The organism is Symbiobacterium sp. (assembly GCF_040797425.1).
In the GTDB taxonomy this organism is placed as follows: domain Bacteria; phylum Bacillota; class Sulfobacillia; order Symbiobacteriales; family Symbiobacteriaceae; genus Symbiobacterium.
Genome location: NZ_JBFNEH010000001.1, coordinates 17,755 through 33,714, shown reverse-complemented (window position 1 = coordinate 33,714; position 15,960 = coordinate 17,755). Strand labels below are relative to the sequence as shown.

The 15,960-nt window shown below is 70.1% G+C and carries 18 protein-coding genes; all 18 read left to right on the top strand.

Features of this window, described 5'->3' with window-relative positions:
• Positions 1–2 precede the first annotated feature (2 nt).
• The 18 genes from fliG to AB2385_RS00115 are packed head-to-tail and all read left to right on the top strand — an operon-like array spanning position 3 to position 15,957.
• Positions 3–1,019 carry a flagellar motor switch protein FliG gene (fliG, locus tag AB2385_RS00200; RefSeq protein WP_367652883.1) on the top strand — a complete coding sequence of 339 codons (1,017 nt, stop codon included), beginning with the start codon at positions 3–5 and terminating at the stop codon, positions 1,017–1,019.
• Positions 1,006–1,956 carry a FliH/SctL family protein gene (locus AB2385_RS00195; RefSeq protein ID WP_367652882.1) on the top strand — a complete coding sequence of 317 codons (951 nt, stop codon included), beginning with the start codon at positions 1,006–1,008 and terminating at the stop codon, positions 1,954–1,956. The genes fliG and AB2385_RS00195 overlap by 14 nt, the downstream gene beginning before the upstream one ends.
• Complete coding sequence (locus AB2385_RS00190; RefSeq protein ID WP_367652881.1) at positions 1,953–3,275, top strand: FliI/YscN family ATPase; 1,323 nt, start codon at positions 1,953–1,955, stop codon at positions 3,273–3,275. The genes AB2385_RS00195 and AB2385_RS00190 overlap by 4 nt, the downstream gene beginning before the upstream one ends.
• A gap of 3 nt (positions 3,276–3,278) precedes the next feature.
• The gene (gene fliJ, locus AB2385_RS00185; RefSeq protein ID WP_367652880.1) at positions 3,279–3,731 is read left to right on the top strand and encodes a flagellar export protein FliJ; all 453 of its coding nucleotides are present in this window, start codon (positions 3,279–3,281) and stop codon (positions 3,729–3,731) included.
• Entirely contained in the window at positions 3,728–4,540 is an 813-nt protein-coding gene (locus tag AB2385_RS00180) for a MotE family protein (RefSeq protein ID WP_367652879.1), read from the top strand. Before fliJ ends, AB2385_RS00180 begins: the two co-directional genes overlap by 4 nt.
• Positions 4,537–5,808, top strand: coding sequence for a flagellar hook-length control protein FliK (locus tag AB2385_RS00175; protein WP_367652878.1), 1,272 nt, complete (start codon positions 4,537–4,539; stop codon positions 5,806–5,808). The genes AB2385_RS00180 and AB2385_RS00175 overlap by 4 nt, the downstream gene beginning before the upstream one ends.
• Positions 5,809–5,820: 12 nt before the next feature.
• A complete protein-coding gene (locus AB2385_RS00170) occupies positions 5,821–6,240 on the top strand; it encodes a flagellar hook capping FlgD N-terminal domain-containing protein (protein WP_367652877.1) in 420 nt (139 codons plus the stop codon).
• 19 nt (positions 6,241–6,259) lie between these two features.
• Entirely contained in the window at positions 6,260–7,567 is a 1,308-nt protein-coding gene (locus AB2385_RS00165) for a flagellar hook protein FlgE (RefSeq protein ID WP_367652876.1), read from the top strand.
• A gap of 39 nt (positions 7,568–7,606) precedes the next feature.
• Positions 7,607–8,065: a flagellar basal body-associated protein FliL gene (gene fliL / locus AB2385_RS00160; protein ID WP_367652875.1), complete on the top strand. Its 459-nt coding sequence runs from the start codon at positions 7,607–7,609 to the stop codon at positions 8,063–8,065.
• 17 nt (positions 8,066–8,082) lie between these two features.
• Complete coding sequence (gene fliN / locus AB2385_RS00155; RefSeq protein ID WP_367652874.1) at positions 8,083–8,463, top strand: flagellar motor switch protein FliN; 381 nt, start codon at positions 8,083–8,085, stop codon at positions 8,461–8,463.
• Positions 8,460–8,861 (top strand): flagellar biosynthetic protein FliO, encoded by a 402-nt coding sequence (fliO, locus tag AB2385_RS00150; RefSeq protein ID WP_367652873.1) that lies wholly within the window; start codon positions 8,460–8,462, stop codon positions 8,859–8,861. The genes fliN and fliO overlap by 4 nt, the downstream gene beginning before the upstream one ends.
• A complete protein-coding gene (gene fliP / locus AB2385_RS00145; protein WP_367652872.1) occupies positions 8,851–9,612 on the top strand; it encodes a flagellar type III secretion system pore protein FliP in 762 nt (253 codons plus the stop codon). The genes fliO and fliP overlap by 11 nt, the downstream gene beginning before the upstream one ends.
• Before the next feature lie 15 nt (positions 9,613–9,627).
• On the top strand, positions 9,628–9,897 hold the full coding sequence (gene fliQ / locus AB2385_RS00140; RefSeq protein WP_367652871.1) for a flagellar biosynthesis protein FliQ: 270 nt from the start codon (positions 9,628–9,630) through the stop codon (positions 9,895–9,897).
• A gap of 6 nt (positions 9,898–9,903) precedes the next feature.
• Positions 9,904–10,683, top strand: a complete 780-nt coding sequence (locus AB2385_RS00135) for a flagellar biosynthetic protein FliR (RefSeq protein WP_367652870.1) — start codon at positions 9,904–9,906, stop codon at positions 10,681–10,683.
• A gap of 3 nt (positions 10,684–10,686) precedes the next feature.
• A complete protein-coding gene (gene flhB / locus AB2385_RS00130) occupies positions 10,687–11,775 on the top strand; it encodes a flagellar biosynthesis protein FlhB (protein ID WP_367652869.1) in 1,089 nt (362 codons plus the stop codon).
• A 26-nt stretch (positions 11,776–11,801) separates the two neighbouring features.
• Entirely contained in the window at positions 11,802–13,853 is a 2,052-nt protein-coding gene (flhA, locus tag AB2385_RS00125; protein WP_367652868.1) for a flagellar biosynthesis protein FlhA, read from the top strand.
• On the top strand, positions 13,850–15,061 hold the full coding sequence (flhF, locus tag AB2385_RS00120) for a flagellar biosynthesis protein FlhF (protein ID WP_367652867.1): 1,212 nt from the start codon (positions 13,850–13,852) through the stop codon (positions 15,059–15,061). The genes flhA and flhF overlap by 4 nt, the downstream gene beginning before the upstream one ends.
• Before the next feature lie 5 nt (positions 15,062–15,066).
• Positions 15,067–15,957 (top strand): MinD/ParA family protein, encoded by an 891-nt coding sequence (locus AB2385_RS00115; RefSeq protein ID WP_367652866.1) that lies wholly within the window; start codon positions 15,067–15,069, stop codon positions 15,955–15,957.
• The last annotated feature ends 3 nt before the right edge of the window (positions 15,958–15,960 follow it).

Genomic DNA, 15,960 nt, shown 5'->3' with positions numbered 1-15,960 from the left:
CCTTGCCTGACCGGGATCAGCGGCTGACCAGCCGCCAGAAGGCGGCGATCTTCTGCATCAACATTGGCGTCGAGCGCTCGGCCAAGATCCTGAAGTACCTGCGGGACGAGGAGATCGAGATGCTCACCGTGGAGATCGCCCAGTCCCGCAAGGTGACCCCCGAGGTGCGCGACGAGGTTTTCAACGAGTTTATCGCCATCGCGACGGCCGATAAACATATTCGCACGGGCGGCATCGATTATGCCCGTGACATGCTCGAAAAAGCGCTGGGGCCCGAGAAGGCACGGGACATTCTCACACGCCTCACCTCGCACCTGAGACGGCGGCCCTTCGACGCCGTGCGCCACACCGACCCCATCCACCTGGCCTCGCTCCTGCAGAACGAGCACCCGCAGACGGTGGCGGTGATCATGGCGCACCTGGACCCCGACCAGGCGGCCCAGGTGTTGCTGGGCCTCCCGCCGGAGCGGCAGGCCGACATCATCCGGCGGGTGGCGACCATCGACCGCACATCGCCCGAGATGCTGCGGGAGGTCGAGCGGGTTCTGGAGCGCAAGGCGTCGGCCATGGTCTCCCAGGAGTCCACCGCCGCGGGCGGCATCAACTGGGCGGTGGATGTGCTCAACCGGGTGGACCGGGCCACCGAGAAGTCCATCATGGGCCTGCTCTCGGCCGACGACCCGGAGCTGGCCAGCGAGATCTCCCAGCGGATGTTCCTCTTCGACGACATCGTCAACCTGGACGACCGTACCGTGCAGCGGGTGCTGCGCGAGGTCGACATGAACAAGGACCTGCCGCTGGCCCTCAAGGCGGCCAAGGAAGAGGTCTGGCGCAAGATCATGAACAACGTCTCGAAGCGGACCGGCGAGGCCCTGAGAGAAGCGGTGGAGTACCTGGGCCCGGTGCGCATCCGGGACGTGGAAGAGGCCCAGGCCCGCATCGTGGCCTTGATCCGGCGGCTTGAGGAGGCCGGCGAGATCCAGATCGCCCGGGGTGGTGGCGCTGATGAGTACATTTAAACCGAACAAGCTCCCGCCCGGGGTTGAGGTGAAGCCCCCGGCGTGGCCCAAACTGAAGCCCACCCCGCCGCCGCGCCGCACCCAGCCCGAACCGGTCCAGCCCGCCGCTGCGGTGCCGCCCACCCCTGCGGCACCGCCGCAGGCTCCGGCTTCACCTCCAGCCCCCGCGGCGCCCCCGTCACCCGCGGTTTCTGAGACTGCGCAGCCGCCGCAGCCAAAGGTCGATCTGGACCAGGTGCGGCTGGAGGCGGCCCGCATCCTCCAGGAGGCGGCCGAGGAGGCCGAGCGGGCGCAGGTGGAGGCCCGGAAGGAGGGCTTCGAGCAGGGCCGGAAAGAAGGTCTGGAGGCCGCGAAGGTGGAGGCGGAGGCCCTCCGCCGCGAAGCCGAACTGGCCCTGGAGAACGCCAGGCTGCAGGCCGACGCCATCCGGCAGGCGGCGGAGAAGGATGCGTCGGTGATGCGCCTGGAGGCCGAGAAGGAGGCACAGGCCGCCCTGGCCGACGCCCGCGCCGAGGCTCAGCGCATCCTGGCCGAGGCCCGGAAGCAGGCCGAGGAGGAGGTGGCCCGGCGGCTGGAGCAGTCGCAGGAGGCCCTGGTGGAGCTGGCGGTGGCCGCTGCTACCCGCCTTGTGCAGGGCCACCTGGCCATCCAGCCTCAGGCCGTGGTCCAGATGGTGGCGGCCGGGCTGCGCCTGGTGAAGGACTCGCCCGCCACCGTGCGGGTGAACCCCGAGGACCTGCCGCTGCTCGAGGCCCAGCGTTCCGCTCTGGAGCGGGAACTGGGCGCAGGCGCCCTTACGCTCACGCCCGACCCCGGGCTGCAGCGGGGCAGCTACCTGGTGCAGTCACCGGTCGGGCAGGTGGACGGCACCCTGGAGCACCAGACCGAGCGCCTGGAGGCCGCGATGCGGGCGGCCCTGGGGGGAAATGAGCGATGACCGCCACCATGCCGTGGGCTGAGCTCAAGCAGGCGGTGGCGCAGGTGCAACTGCTCAGGGTGGTCGGCCGGGTCATCGGAGCGGCCGGGCTGATCATCGAGTCCACCGGCCCCAAGGCCAAGATGAATGAACTCTGCTGGCTGCGGGGAGACGGCCGGGCGGTTCCGGCCGAGGTGGTGGGCTTCCGGGAGGGCCGGCTCCTGCTGATGCCCCTGGGCGAGACCGAGGGCCTCCGGCCCGGCTGGGAGGTGGTGGCCACCGGCGGTCCGCTCATGGCGCCGGTGGGTCGAGGGCTCCTGGGCCGGGTAATCGACGGCCTGGGCAACCCCATCGACGACAAGGGGCCGCTGGAGCACTGCGGCAGGCGGCCGGTGGTAGGACCCGCGCCGGATCCCCTGGCCCGCCAGCGGATCCACAGAGCGCTCTCCCTCGGTGTGCGGGCCCTGGACGCCCTCACGACAGTGGGCATGGGCCAGCGCATCGGCATCTTCGCCGGCTCGGGCGTGGGCAAGTCGACCCTGCTCGGCATGGTGGCCCGGGCCACGTCGGCCGACTGCAACGTGATCGCCCTGGTGGGCGAGCGGGGCCGCGAGGTGCGGGAGTTCATCGAGAAGGACCTCGGCGAAGAGGGGCTCAGGCGCTCCGTCGTGGTGGTGGCCACCTCGGAGCAGCCCTCCCTGGTCCGCATCCGGGCGGCCCTCACGGCTACCACCATCGCCGAGTGGTTCCGCGATGCCGAAGGGCTCGACGTGCTCCTGATGATGGACTCGGTCACGCGCCTGGCGCAGGCGCAGCGGGAGGTCGGCCTGGCGGTGGGTGAGCCGCCGGCGACCCGGGGCTACACCCCGTCGGTCTTCACCATGCTGCCCCGGGTGCTGGAGCGCTCGGGCACCGGGCCGAAGGGGAGCGTGACCGGCGTCTACACCGTGCTGGTGGACGGCGACGACATGAACGAGCCGATCGCCGATGCGGTCCGCTCCATCCTGGACGGCCACGTGGTGCTCTCCCGAAAGCTGGCCAACGCCGGCCACTACCCGGCGATCGACCCGCTGCAGTCCGTGAGCCGCGTGATGCCCGACGTGACGACCCCCGAGCACCGGGCCCAGGCGCAGCGGCTCAGGGCGTTGCTGGCCGCCTACCGGGAGGCGGAGGACCTGATTCAAATCGGCGCCTACCAGAAGGGCACCAACGCCCTGGTGGACGAGGCGCTGGCCAAGATGGACCGCATCAAGCGCTTCCTGATTCAGCCCTTCGACGAACCCAGCACCATGGAGGAGGCGCTGCAAGGGCTGGCGGCGCTCTGCGGGGAGGGCGCATAACCCATGAAGCGCTTCCGCTTTCGACTGGAACGGCTGCTGGAGATCCGGCAGCAGGAGACGAAGCTCGCCCGCCAGAACCTGGCCCGGGCCCGGGCGGCGGCGCAGGTGGCCGCGCACCACCTGCAGGTGGCGTCGAACCGGCGGGCGGCGTCGGCCGAGCGGCTCCTCGCCCGGCGCCAGCGGCGCATGACGGTGAATGAGTGGGTCCAGCTTGCGGAGATGCACGAGGCCCTGGTGGCGCAGGAGCGGCTGGCGGCCGAGCGGCTGGCGGCGGCCCTGCAGGAGGAAGACCGCCGGCGCCGGGAGCTCACGGAGGCCGAACGGCGCCAGAAGGTGTTGGAGCGCCTCCGGGAGCGCAAGGCCGAGGAGTTCCGACAGGCGGTTGAGGCAGCCGAGCAGGCTGCGATGGATGAGATGGCGCTGACCGTGGTGCGTGAAGGAGGTGGCTGGCGATGAGTGCTGCGGCACCGCAACCGGCCGTACAGCCGGAGGCGAAGCCCGAAGCGGAAGCCGCTCCGCCCAAGAAGCGACGGCGGCTCTTCGGCAGGCGCCGGCGCGCGGCGGAGGTGCCCGCTGAGGCGGCGGAACAGCAGCCCGGGCCGAAGCCGAAGCGGCGGCGCTGGCCCTTCGTCAGGCGCCGCCACCAGGAGGTCGAGGCGGCTCAGGAAACCGGTGAGGTCCGACGGCCCACGCCGCACGTGCGACCGCGGCCCACCCGTGCGCGGTCCAGCCCTGTGCGGCACCGCACCAGACGCCCGCCCTCCATCGCGTTCTACCTGACCCTGTTCGCCTTGCTGACGGGCGGCCTCGCCGTAGCCCTCTTCTACCATCCTGATCTGATCCCCGGCCTGGCGCCGGCGGAAGAGCAAGAGCCCTCCGGCGGGGAGGCACAGACCGGGCCCACCCCGGAGCAGCTGCAGCGGGCGGTGGAGCTGGCCCGGCAGCAGGCCGAGCTTGCGGCGCTGCAGAGCCGGCTGGAGGAGCGGGAGGAGGCCCTGACAGAGCGGGAGGCTGAGGTGAGCCAGCGCCTCCAGGAAGTGGGAACGGCGGAGCAGCGGGGAACCACCCTGAAGCGCACGGCCCGGCTGCTCGCCGAGATGCCCCCCTACAGGGCCGCACCGCTGCTGGCCGGGATGGAGAATGAGACGGCGGTTGCGATTCTGCGGCTGATGACTACCGACGAGGCAGCGACGATCCTGGCCCACATGGAGGCCGGGAGGGCGGCGGCGCTGCTGGAAGCCTACGCAGAGGAGGGGGTGCCGTGACAGCACCAGTTGTGATCCCTGGCGGAGCGCCCCTGGAGCGGGCCGGCGCAGGCCGCGGGAGCGGGCGCAAGGATGAGGCGACCCAGGCAGACGGCGTGTTCGCAGCGCTGCTGGCGGCCCTGGCGCCTCCGACGACCGGTCCGGGCACGGGTGCGGCGCCGGCAGCGGAGCCGGCCGTGGGTGCCGCTGAGCCCCTGGCAGGCGGGTTCCCGTGGCTGATGCCGCTGGTCGCTGCGGTGCCCGGAGGGGCGACTCCCGCCGGCCAGGGGCCCGCGGAGGGAGTGCCCCTGGACGGTTCCTTCCCGGAACAGCAGCCGGGCGCAGCCGGGTCGCCCGTGACGACGGACTTTGCCGCCTTCGCCCTGCCGGATGGGCCCGCCCTGACCGAGTTGGTGGTCGCCGGCCCGGAGGGGTCTCCGGCCCCCACTGGTGATCCGGGCGAGGCCGGGGCGGACGGGGCCGGGCGGCTTCCGCAGGACATGCCGGCGGTGCGGCTGGAATCGGCGCCAGCCCCGTCGCCGGTGGCCGAGCCCGAGCAGGCGGATGGGGAGCCTTCCCTCGCGCCGGAGCCCGCTGCGACAGCGGAGGAGCCGGTCACTCCGAGCATTGAAGCGCCCGGCACGGCACCTGTTCGCAGTGCCGAACCGGAAGCACCGGCCGAGCAAGACGCCGGGCAGTCGCCGGAGGCCGACGCCGCAGGGCGTACGGCAGCGGTCACCGACGACGGCGGTGTTCAGCCGGAACCGGTGACGGGACCTGCGCCCGAGGCAACCCCCGTCCAGGCGCCCGAAGTGCCGGACACGGCCGAGGCCCCGCGGGGGCTCGACCGACTGACCGCCCGGAGCCTGCAGGTGCAGCAGGTGGTGGAGGAGCTGACCCGGGCCGTGCCCGAACTGCCGGACGGCCAGTACCGCCTCACCCTGCGGCTGCACCCGGAGCACCTGGGCGAGGTGCGGCTGCAGCTGCACCTGAGCGGGCGGGAGGTCCACGCCGCCATGGAGGTGGCGACGGCCGACGCCCGCCAGGACCTGGAGAGCCGTGGCGACCAGCTGCGCCAGAGCCTCGCCGAGGCCGGCTACGTGCTCGCCGACTTTGAGGTGGCCACAGGCCAGGGGCGGCAGCCCCGGCAGGACCTGTGGGAGGGGCCCGCCGGTTGGACGCAGCCGCCGGCCCGCCGGGCGGCGTCGCCCGAGGTGGCCCCGGCGCCGGCGATCGGTCGGGTGCGACCCTCCGGCCCCCGTGGCGGGCGACTGGACACGAAGGCATAGGAGGCGTTTGCCATGAGTGTGGAAGGAGTCAGCGCCGCGCAGAGTTCCACCGGGGCCACCACCAGTACCACCTCCAGCGTCAAGCAGGCCAGCGAACTGGACAAGATGGCCTTCTTGAACCTCCTGGTGACCCAGCTGCGCTACCAGGACCCGATGAACCCGGTGGACGACAAGGAGTTCATCGCCCAGCTGGCGCAGTTCACGGCGCTGGAGCAGATGACGGAGAACGCCCGGTGGGCCCGGATGAGCTTCGCACTGAACCTGGTGGGCGCCGCGGTCCAGTATCAGGCCGAGGACGGCACGCTGAGCGAGGCGATGGTCCGGTCGGTGCGCCTGGTCAGCGGCGAGCCGCTGCTCAACCTGGGCGGCCGGGAGATCAAGCTGGATCAGGTGATCCAGGTCGCGGCACCCTCCAGCGGGGCCGACGAGTGACAAGGGGAGGTCGTAGGGCATGCGTTCCCTTTACGCCGGTGTTTCCGGAATCCGCAGCCACCAGACGCGGATGGACGTGATCGGCAACAACATCGCCAACGTCAACACGACGGGCTTCAAGAGCAGCCGCGTGACCTTCACGGACGTGTTCAACCAGACCCTCTCTTCGGGCTCGGTGCTGACCAATCCGCAGCAGATCGGCCTGGGCGTGGCCGTGGGTTCCACCGACCTGATCACCGACCAGGGTTCCTTCCAGATGACAGGTCGGTCGCTGGACCTGGCCATCTCGGGCGACGGCCTCTTCGTGGTGAAGGGCGCCGACGGCGAGATCCTCTACACCAGGCTCGGCGCCTTCGACTGGAACGCCGAGGGCTACCTGTTCTGTCCTGCCCTGGGGATGACGGTGCAGGGCTGGATGGCCGACGCCGAAGGGAACATCGGCCGCACGGACCGGGCGACCATGACCGACATCAAGCTGGTCCGCGGCGACGTCTCGCTGCCGCAGGCCACGCAGAACGCCACCTTCAAGGGGAACCTGGACGCGGCCGCCGAGGTGGGCGACACCTACATCACCACCATGACGGCCTACGACAGCCTCGGCCGGCCAATCAACATCGCCCTCCGGTTCACCAAGAACGACAACGGGTGGGTCGTCGATTACCAGCACGACTACAGCCAGCCGGTGAACAAGAAAGACCCGTCGCAGGGCCTGCGGTGGACGACCGCCAAGACGGTGAACGACGGCCCCCGCACGCTCCTCCGGTTCGACACCGAGGGCAAGCTCATCATCAACGAGAACCAGCCCCGCTCGTATCTGGCCGAGCTGGTCATCGAGGACCCGTCCGGAGCGGCTGCCCCGCTCAGGATCAAGGTGGACTTCAGCCAGCTCACCCAGGCGTACGACGCGAGCGCCGGCCCTGGCGTCTCCAGGTCCACGGTGCAGATCGACAGCCGGGACGGCCGGCCGATGGGCACGCTCGAGGCGGTCTACGTGAACGAGCTGGGCCAGATCACCGGCCGCTACACCAACGGCGACTCGCGGCTGATCGCCCAGATTGCGCTGGCGAACTTCAACAACCCCGCCGGTCTGATGAAGGAAGGCAATTCCACCTTCGCCGAGTCGCCGGCCTCGGGCATCCCGCAGATTGGCACCCCGGGCTCGGGCGGGCGCGGCACCCTGGCGCCGGGCAACCTCGAGGGCTCCAACGTGGATCTGGCGCAACAGTTCACCGAGATGATCCTGACCCAGCGGGGCTACCAGGCCTCGGCGAGACTGGTGAGCACCGCAGACGACATGCTCCAGGAGATCATCAACCTCAAGCGGTAATGAAGGCAGCTCCTGATTACGCGTAAAAGGGGATAGCTCATGAACCGAGGGCTGATCACAGCGCTCGTGGCCGCCGTGGTGATCCTCGCGGTTGGCGTGGCTGGCCTCGCCGCCTACGTCTTCCTCTTCATGCCGCAGACGGGCGGGGCCGTCGGCGCCGAGGAAACCGCCACCGTGTCGACGGGGCGGCCGGCCACCGAGGCCGCGTACTACGAACTGAACGAGTTTGTGACCAATCTGGCCGATACCGACCGCATCCGGTACATCCAGTTCAGCGTGGCGCTGGGGCTCCGCAGCACCGAGTCTGAGGCGATTGTCGAGGAGAACGAGCCGCTGGTGCGCGACGCAGTGCTCACCCAGGTCCGCGGGCTCACGTCCAAGGACCTCATCGGCAGCGATGGCAAGGACCGGCTCGCGCAGACCGTCCAGGAAGCGCTGGGCCACGCCCTGCCGGGCCATGTGACGAAGGTATACGTGACCGACATGTTCATTCAGTAGCGAGGGAGGGGCGACCGATGGCCAAGCAAGGACTCACTCAAGAGGAGATCGCCGCCCTCTTCGCCTCGGCCGGGCAGGAAAAGCGGCAGCCCCAGGCGGCCGCGTTCCCCCAGCTCAACCCCGGCGGGGAGGCGACCGGCGACCCGTCGCCCCTGGGACTCCTCGCCGACGTGGAGTTGGAGCTCACGGCCGAGCTCGGCCAGACCCGCAGGAGTCTCAGGGAGATCCTGGAGCTCGGGCCGGGCTCGGTGCTGGAGCTGGACAAGCACGCCGGTGAGGCGGTGGATATTCTCGTGAACGGCCAGCTGGTGGCGCGCGGCGAGGTCGTGGTGATCGGCGAGAACTACGGCGTGCGCATCACCGAACTGGTCAACCCCGAGGGGAGCCAGGGCCGATGAACGAGGGCGCGGCGCTGCTGCTCCGCCTGCTCGTGGGCGCCATCCTGGTGATCGTTCTGGCCCTCGTGGCCGTGCGCTGGCTGGCCCGGTGGCAGTTCCAGTTCAGCCGGGGTCGGCGCATGCGGGTGCTGGAGGGGCTCGCCGTAGGCCGGGACCGGTACCTGCTCCTGGTGCAGGTGGGGCAGGAGGTCCTGCTCCTGGGCGCAACCGATGGGTCGATTCAGCTGCTCCAGCGCTTCGATGACCCGGCGCTGGTGGCCGAGTGGACGGCGGAGCCGCCACTGGAGCGGGGAGCCTCGCCCGAGAGCCTGGCGGGCATCGAGGGGGCGGTGCGGGCGAACCTCGACCGCATGCGCAGCCTCCTGAAGCGCAAGGGGGAAGGAAGCCATGAGGAGTAGGCGCGTCCTTCGCCTCTCCCTGACGGTGGCGGCGCTGCTGCTCCTGGCGGCGCCGGCGGCCTCCGCCCAGCAGATCGCGATTCCCAGCTTTGACTTTGTGCGGCCGGCGGAAACGCCCCAGGAGGGGCTGCAGACGATGCAGCTGCTCCTGCTGCTCACGGTGCTGACGCTGGCCCCGTCCATCATCATCCTGTGCACCTCCTTCACGCGCATCATCGTCGTCTTCAGCTTCATCCGCAGTGCGCTGGGGCTGCAGCAGACGCCTCCGAACCAGGTGCTCATCGGGCTGGCGCTGTTTCTTACCGCCGCGGTGATGATGCCCACCTTCACCGAGATCAACCGGACGGCCATCCAGCCGTACCTGGCCGGGGAGATCGACCAGGTGGAGGCCATCGAGCGGGGCGCGCTGCCGCTGAAGGCGTTCATGCTGAAGCAGACGCGGGAGGCAGACCTGGGGCTGATGCTGGAGGTGAGCGGCGAGGAGGCGCCCGACGGGCCGGAGGACGTCCACTTCCTCACCGTGGTGCCCGCCTTCGCCCTCAGCGAACTCAAGACCGCCTTCACCATGGGCTTCCTCATCTACGTGCCCTTCATCATCATCGACCTGATCGTCGCCAGCCTCATGATGTCCCTCGGCATGATGATGGTGCCGCCGACCCTGATCTCGCTGCCCTTCAAGGTGCTGCTCTTCGTGCTGGTCGACGGATGGCACCTGGTGGTGGAGTCTCTGGTGGAGAGCTTTGTCGGATAAAGGGGGCGAGCGCCGTTGACGCCGGAATTTGCCCTTGACATCGCCCAGGAGGCGGTGCGCACCGCCCTCTACGTGGCGGCGCCTGTCATCGGGCTGGGTCTGCTGGTGGGCCTGCTCGTCTCACTGTTCCAGGCGACCACGCAGGTGAACGAGGCGTCGCTCCAGTTCGTGCCCAAGCTCCTGGCGGCTCTGGCGGGCCTGATCTTCTTCGGCCCCTGGATGCTGACAACGCTGATGGACTTCGCCCGGCGCATGATCGCATTGCTGCCCGAGATGGTGCGCTGACGGCCCATGGAAACGCTCTACGCGCAGCTCACGGCGCTGCTTCTGGGCGCCTCCCGGGCGATGGGCATTTTCACCGCCGCACCCGTTTTCTCGCTGCGGTTCGTGCCGTTTCAGCTCCGGGTCGCGCTCTCCTTCGTACTCGGCTTCTTTCTGATCCCCGCGATCCAGGTGGCCCCGGAGCACACCCAGGGTGCGCACCTCCTCCTCACGGCGCTCCTGGAACTGCTGGTGGGGCTGGTCATCGGCTTCCTCTGCCTGCTGGTGGTGAGCGTGATGCAGATCGCCGGGGCCGCAATCGACATGGAGATGGGCTTCGCCCTCGCCGGCCTCTTCGACCCGCTCACCGGCCAGGGGGCCACGGTGCTGGGCAACCTGTTCCAGACCACCGCCCTGGTGTTCTTCCTGGGCATCGACGGCCACCACTGGCTCATCCGGGCGCTGGCACAGAGCTACGTCCTGCTGCCGCCCGGCGGGCCCGTGGAGGCCTCCGTCACCGGGCTCTACGTGGCGAAGCTCTTCGGCCAGCTGTTGGCCCTGGCCATCCAGCTGATCCTGCCCTTCCTGGGGGCGATGCTGCTCACCATGGTGGCGTTCGCGGTGCTCAACCGGGCGGTGGCGCAGCTCAACATCTTCGCCATCGGCCTGGGCACCAAGACGTTTGTGGGGCTGCTTCTGCTCGTGCTCCTGCTGCCCTTTTACGCCCGGCCGCTGGCCGCCCTGTTCGAGGCGGGCTACACCGAGACGCTGCGCGTGCTCGACCTGATGCGGGCGGGGACGGGGGGATAGGCCATGGACCTGCAGCTCTTCGCCGAGCGCACCGAGGAGCCAACGCCACGAAGGCTCACCAAGGCCCGGGAGGAGGGCCGGGTCGCCCGGTCGCACGACCTGGTGGCCGGAATCGGGCTCGTGGCCGCCACGCTGGCCCTGCGGGGGCTGGGCGCCTCTGCCGTGGCCCAGGTGGCCGGCGGCATGACGGGCGCATTCGAGAACCTGAGCCCCGCCGAGCTCACACCGGAGAGCACCGGCGCGCTCCTGCTGGACTGGTCCCTGGTGCTGCTGAGGACAGTGCTCCCCATCACGCTGGCGCTCATAGCCATCGGCGTGGTGGTGGGAGCCCTGCAGACCCAGTTCATCTTCACCCTGCGGGCCCTGGTGCCCCGGTTCCAGACGCTGAATCCCATCACCGGTCTCACCCGCATCTTCTCGCTGCGGACGCTGACCGAGGTGCTCAAGGGCCTGATCAAGGCCGTGGCCATCGGCTACATCGCCTACCGGAAGGTGCTCGACCTGGTGCCCCAGTTTCCGAACCTGATGGCCCAGAACGTCCCGGCCGGCGTGGCGGCCGTGGCCGACATGCTCCTGGACGTGATGCTGGCCGTGGGCATCGCCTTCCTGGCGGTCGGTATCCTCGACTACGCCTACCAGTATTGGGAGTTCCGCCGGTCGCTGCGCATGACCAAGCAGGAGGTCAAGCAGGAGTACCGGGAGCAGGAGGGTGCCCCCGAGCTGAAGTCGAGACAGCGGCAGCGCATGCGGGAACTGGCCATGCGGCGCCGGGCCCTCAAGGAGGTGCCCAACGCCGACGTGGTGGTCACCAACCCGACCCACTTCGCCGTGGCGCTCAAGTACAACGCCGCCGAGGACGCGGCGCCGCGGGTGGTGGCCAAGGGCGCCGACCTGCTGGCGCAGGAGATCAAGAAGATCGCCCGGGCACACGACGTGCCCATGGTGGAGAACCGTGCGCTGGCCCGGGGCCTCTACTACGACGTTGAGGTCGGCCGGCTGATCCCACCCGAATACTACCAGGCCGTGGCCGAGGTGCTGGCCTTCGTCTATAACCTGCGGCGGCAGAGCCGCCAGGCCGGCCAGGAGAGATAACTGTCTGACACCGAGGTGAGAGAGCTGTGACCAACCAGAGCGGCGCCCCGTCGATCCGGTTCGCCGACGTCGCCGTGGCCGGCGCGATGGTGGCCATGGTCACCCTGCTCATCGTGCCCTTGCCCGAGTTCCTGGTCGACCTCCTGCTCACGTTCAACGTGGCGGTCGCCGTGGTGATCGTGCTGGTCTCCATCTTCACCAACGAGGTCCTCCAGTTCTCGTCGTTACCCACCCTGCTGCTCATCACCACCCTCTTCCGCATCTCGCTCAACGTCTCCACCACCCGCCTGCTGCTCACCACCGGCGAGGCGGGCGAGGTCATCCGTCGCTTCGGCGAGTTCGTCGTCGGCGGCAACACGGTGGTCGGACTCATCGTCTTCCTCATCCTCGTCATCGTTCAGTTCGTCGTCATCACGAAGGGCGCCGAGCGGGTCTCCGAAGTGGCTGCCCGCTTCACCCTCGATGCGATGCCCGGCAAGCAGATGTCGATCGACGCCGACCTGAACGCCGGGCTCATCACCGAGGCGGAGGCCCGGGCCCGCCGGCGGGAGATTGAGCGGGAAGCCGATTTCTACGGTGCGATGGACGGCGCCACCAAGTTCATCAAGGGCGACGCCATCGCCGGCCTGCTCATCGTTTTCATCAACCTGCTGGGCGGCTTCATCGTCGGCATGCTCCAGCAGGGCATGAGTTTCAACGAGGCCTGGTCACACTACTCGCTCCGCACCGTGGGCGACGGCCTGGTGACCCAGATCCCGGCGCTGCTGGTCTCCACCGCGACGGGCATCCTGGTCACCCGCGCGGCCGGCGAGTCCAGCCTCGGGATCGAGCTCACCCGCCAGCTGGGCGGCGACCCCAAGCTGCTGATGCTGGCGGGCGGCCTCCTGATCCTGCTGGGCTTCATCCCGGGCATGCCCACGGTGCCCTTCTTCCTGATCGGCCTGGTCATCCTGGGCACGGCGGCCCTCAGCCTCCGCTACCAGACGGCGCGGGCGGCCGCCGAGGTGCCCGAGCCCGAGCCCCTGCCCATCACCAACGAGGCCCTGCCCGAGACCAAGGTGCAGCTCACGCCCGTGGACCCGCTGGAGGTGGAGCTGGGCTACGCTCTGGTGCCGATGGCCGACCCGGCCCGCGGCGGCGACCTGCTGGACCGGGTGGTGGCGGTGCGCAAGCAGGTGGCGGCCAACCTGGGGCTCCTGCTTCCCTACATCCGGGTGCGGGACAACCTGGCCCTGGGGCCGTACCAGTACGTCATCAAGCTGCGGGGCATCGAGGTGGGCTCCTACGAGCTGCAGCCCGACCGCTACCTGGCGATGGACCCCGGCGGCCTCGACGAGACGGTGCCCGGCCAGCCCACCGTGGAGCCGGCCTTCGGCCTCCAGGCGCTCTGGATTTCCCCTGCAGACAAGCAGCGGGCCGAGCTGATCGGCTACACCGTGGTCGACCCGGGCTCGGTGCTGGTGGCTCACCTCACCGAGGTGATCAAGGAGAACGCGGCGCAGTTGCTGGGCCGCCAGGAGGTCAAGACCATGGTGGACTCCCTGAAGGAGACCCACCCGGCCCTGGTGGAGGAGCTTACCCCGCGGCTGCTCTCGCTGGGCGAGATTCAGAAGGTCCTGCAGAACCTGCTGGCCGAGGGCGTGCCCATCCGAGACCTGGTGCTGATCTTCGAGGCCCTGGCGGACTGGGCGCCGGTGACCAAGGACCCCGAGCAGCTCACCGAGAAGGTGCGGGTGGCCCTGGGGCGGGTCATTGTGCACCACTTCGAACTGGGACCGGTCATCAAGGCCATCACCCTGGCGCCCGACGTGGAGCAGCGGCTCATGGCCGCCGCCGAGAAGCGGGGCCCCGGGCCCGCCCTGGATCCGGACCTGGCCCAGGCCGTCATCAACGGCATCGCAAAGGAGGCACAGGCGATGGCCCAGCGGGGCGATGTCCCCGTCCTGGTCTGCTCGCCTGCCCTGCGCCCGGTGATCCGGCGCATCGCACAGCACACGTACCCGCGCCTCATCGTGCTCTCCTACGCGGAGCTGGATCCGAAGCTTGAGATCGAGTCGGTCGGGGTGATACGTGCATGATGCAGGTGAAGAAGTACGTGGCGCCCACCTATGCGGAGGCCTTGATCCTGGCCAAGAACGAGCTGGGCACCGACGCGGTGATCGTCGACAGCCGCAAGGTGCGGGTGGGCGGCATTTTCGGCCTCTTTGGCAAGGAGATGACGGAACTTACCGTCGCCGCGGACGAGCGGCCCGCCCCGCCGCGGGCGGCGAAACCGGCGGCGGCCCGTCCGCCGGCTGCACCCGCACCGGCCGATCCTGCCCGTCCCGTGGCTGTTGCGGCCTCCCCGGCTGCGTCGTCCCCCCGCGCCGCGGCGGTTCCGGCCCCTGCGGCGCAGGCCGCGCCGGCGGCCGCGGGCGTTCCGCTGGCCCCCGAGTTTGCGGCCCTGCGGCGCGAGATGGCCGACCTGAAGCAGGCCGTGACCCGGCTGGTGGAGAACCGGCCGGACCCGGCCGCTTTGATGGAGCTTAAGGGTTACGCCCGGAAGGTGTACGAGCAGCTGCTGGAGGCGGGGGTGGAGGAGGGGCTGGCGCTCTCCATCAGCCGCAAGGTCGGCGCCCACGCCACCAAGGGCCGGGCGCTCCTGCGGGCCGAGCTCTTCCGGCTTCTGGGCCCCGGCGCCCCGATTCAGGCCGGGCCGGGCCAGCGCCGTGTGGTGGCTCTGGTCGGTCCCACCGGCGTCGGCAAGACCACCACGCTGGCCAAGCTGGCGGCGCACTTCGCCCTGGAGCGGGGGCTGAAGGTGGAGCTGATCACTGCCGACACCTTCCGGATCGCGGCGGTGGACCAGTTGCGCACCTACGCCGACATCCTCTCCATCCCCCTCTACACGGTGGAGCGCCCCCTCGACGTGGCCCAGGCCCTGGAGGAGACCGCCGGCGCCGACCTGGTGCTCATCGACACCGGCGGCCGGAGCCACAAGGACGATGAGCGGATGGCCGAGCTGCAGGAGCTGCTGGCGGCAGCCCGGCCCGACGAGATCCACCTGGTGTTCGCGCTGAACACCAACCCGCGCGACGCCGACCGCATGCTGGAGCGCTACCTGCCCCTGGGCGTCAACCGCCTGCTGTTCACCAAGGTGGACGAGACCTCCGCCCCCGGGCTCCTGCTGAACATCCGCCTGCGGAGCGACCTGCCGGTCTCGTACATCACCGACGGCCAGTCCGTCCCCGATGATCTGCGGCCTGCCGACGCCGTCGACTACTCCAGACTCTTCATGGGGGCGTAAGCGCGATGATCGACCAAGCCAGCCGTCTGCGGGAACTGGCCGCAGCCTACCGGAGGCAGGTGACGGGTCAGGTCGGCCGGCGCTTCCAGGTCATCGCGGTGACCAGCGGGAAGGGCGGGGTCGGGAAGACGAACCTGGCGGTGAACCTTGCCCTGGTGCTGAGGCAGTCGGGCCGCGAAGTGCTGCTCATGGACGTCGACCTGGGCCTGGCCAACGCTGACATCCTGCTGGGTACGGTGCCGCCGTACCACCTGGGGCATTTCCTGCGGGGAGAGGTGGACCTGCCGCAGGTGATCCACCGGACCGCTACCGGCCTCAAGCTCATTGCCGGCGGTTCCGGCCTGGTGGAGCTGGGCAATCTGAGCGCGGGTCAGCTGCAGCCCGTCCTCCGGGCCCTGGAGCGGCTTCAGGACGAGGCCGACTACCTGGTGCTGGACACGGGGGCCGGGCTGGGCGACGCGGTGCTGGAGTTTGCCCTGGCAGCCGACCAGGTGCTGGTGGTCACCACCCCGGAGCCCACCGCGATGGCCGACGCCTACACGATCATCAAGGCGCTGGTGGCCCGCGACCCCCGCGTGAAGATCCGGTTGGCCGTCAACCAGGCGGAGCGGCTGGAAGACGCGGAGCGGGCGGCCGACCGCATCGTCACCACGGCGCGGAACTTCCTGGGGGCCGAGGTGCGCCACGTGGGGACCATCCCGCGCGACCCCCACGTGTGGCAGGCGGTCCGGCGCAAGGTGCCTGTCGTGTTGAGCTATCCCGGGGCCCCTGCCTCCCGGGCGGTGGTGGCCATGGTGAGCCGCCTGGTGGGCGAGGAGCCCCCGCGGCCGCCGGAGCCGGGTTCGTTCTTCAGCCGGCTCGCCGGCCTCTTCGCCCGCAGGGGCGGCAGCCTGTAGAGG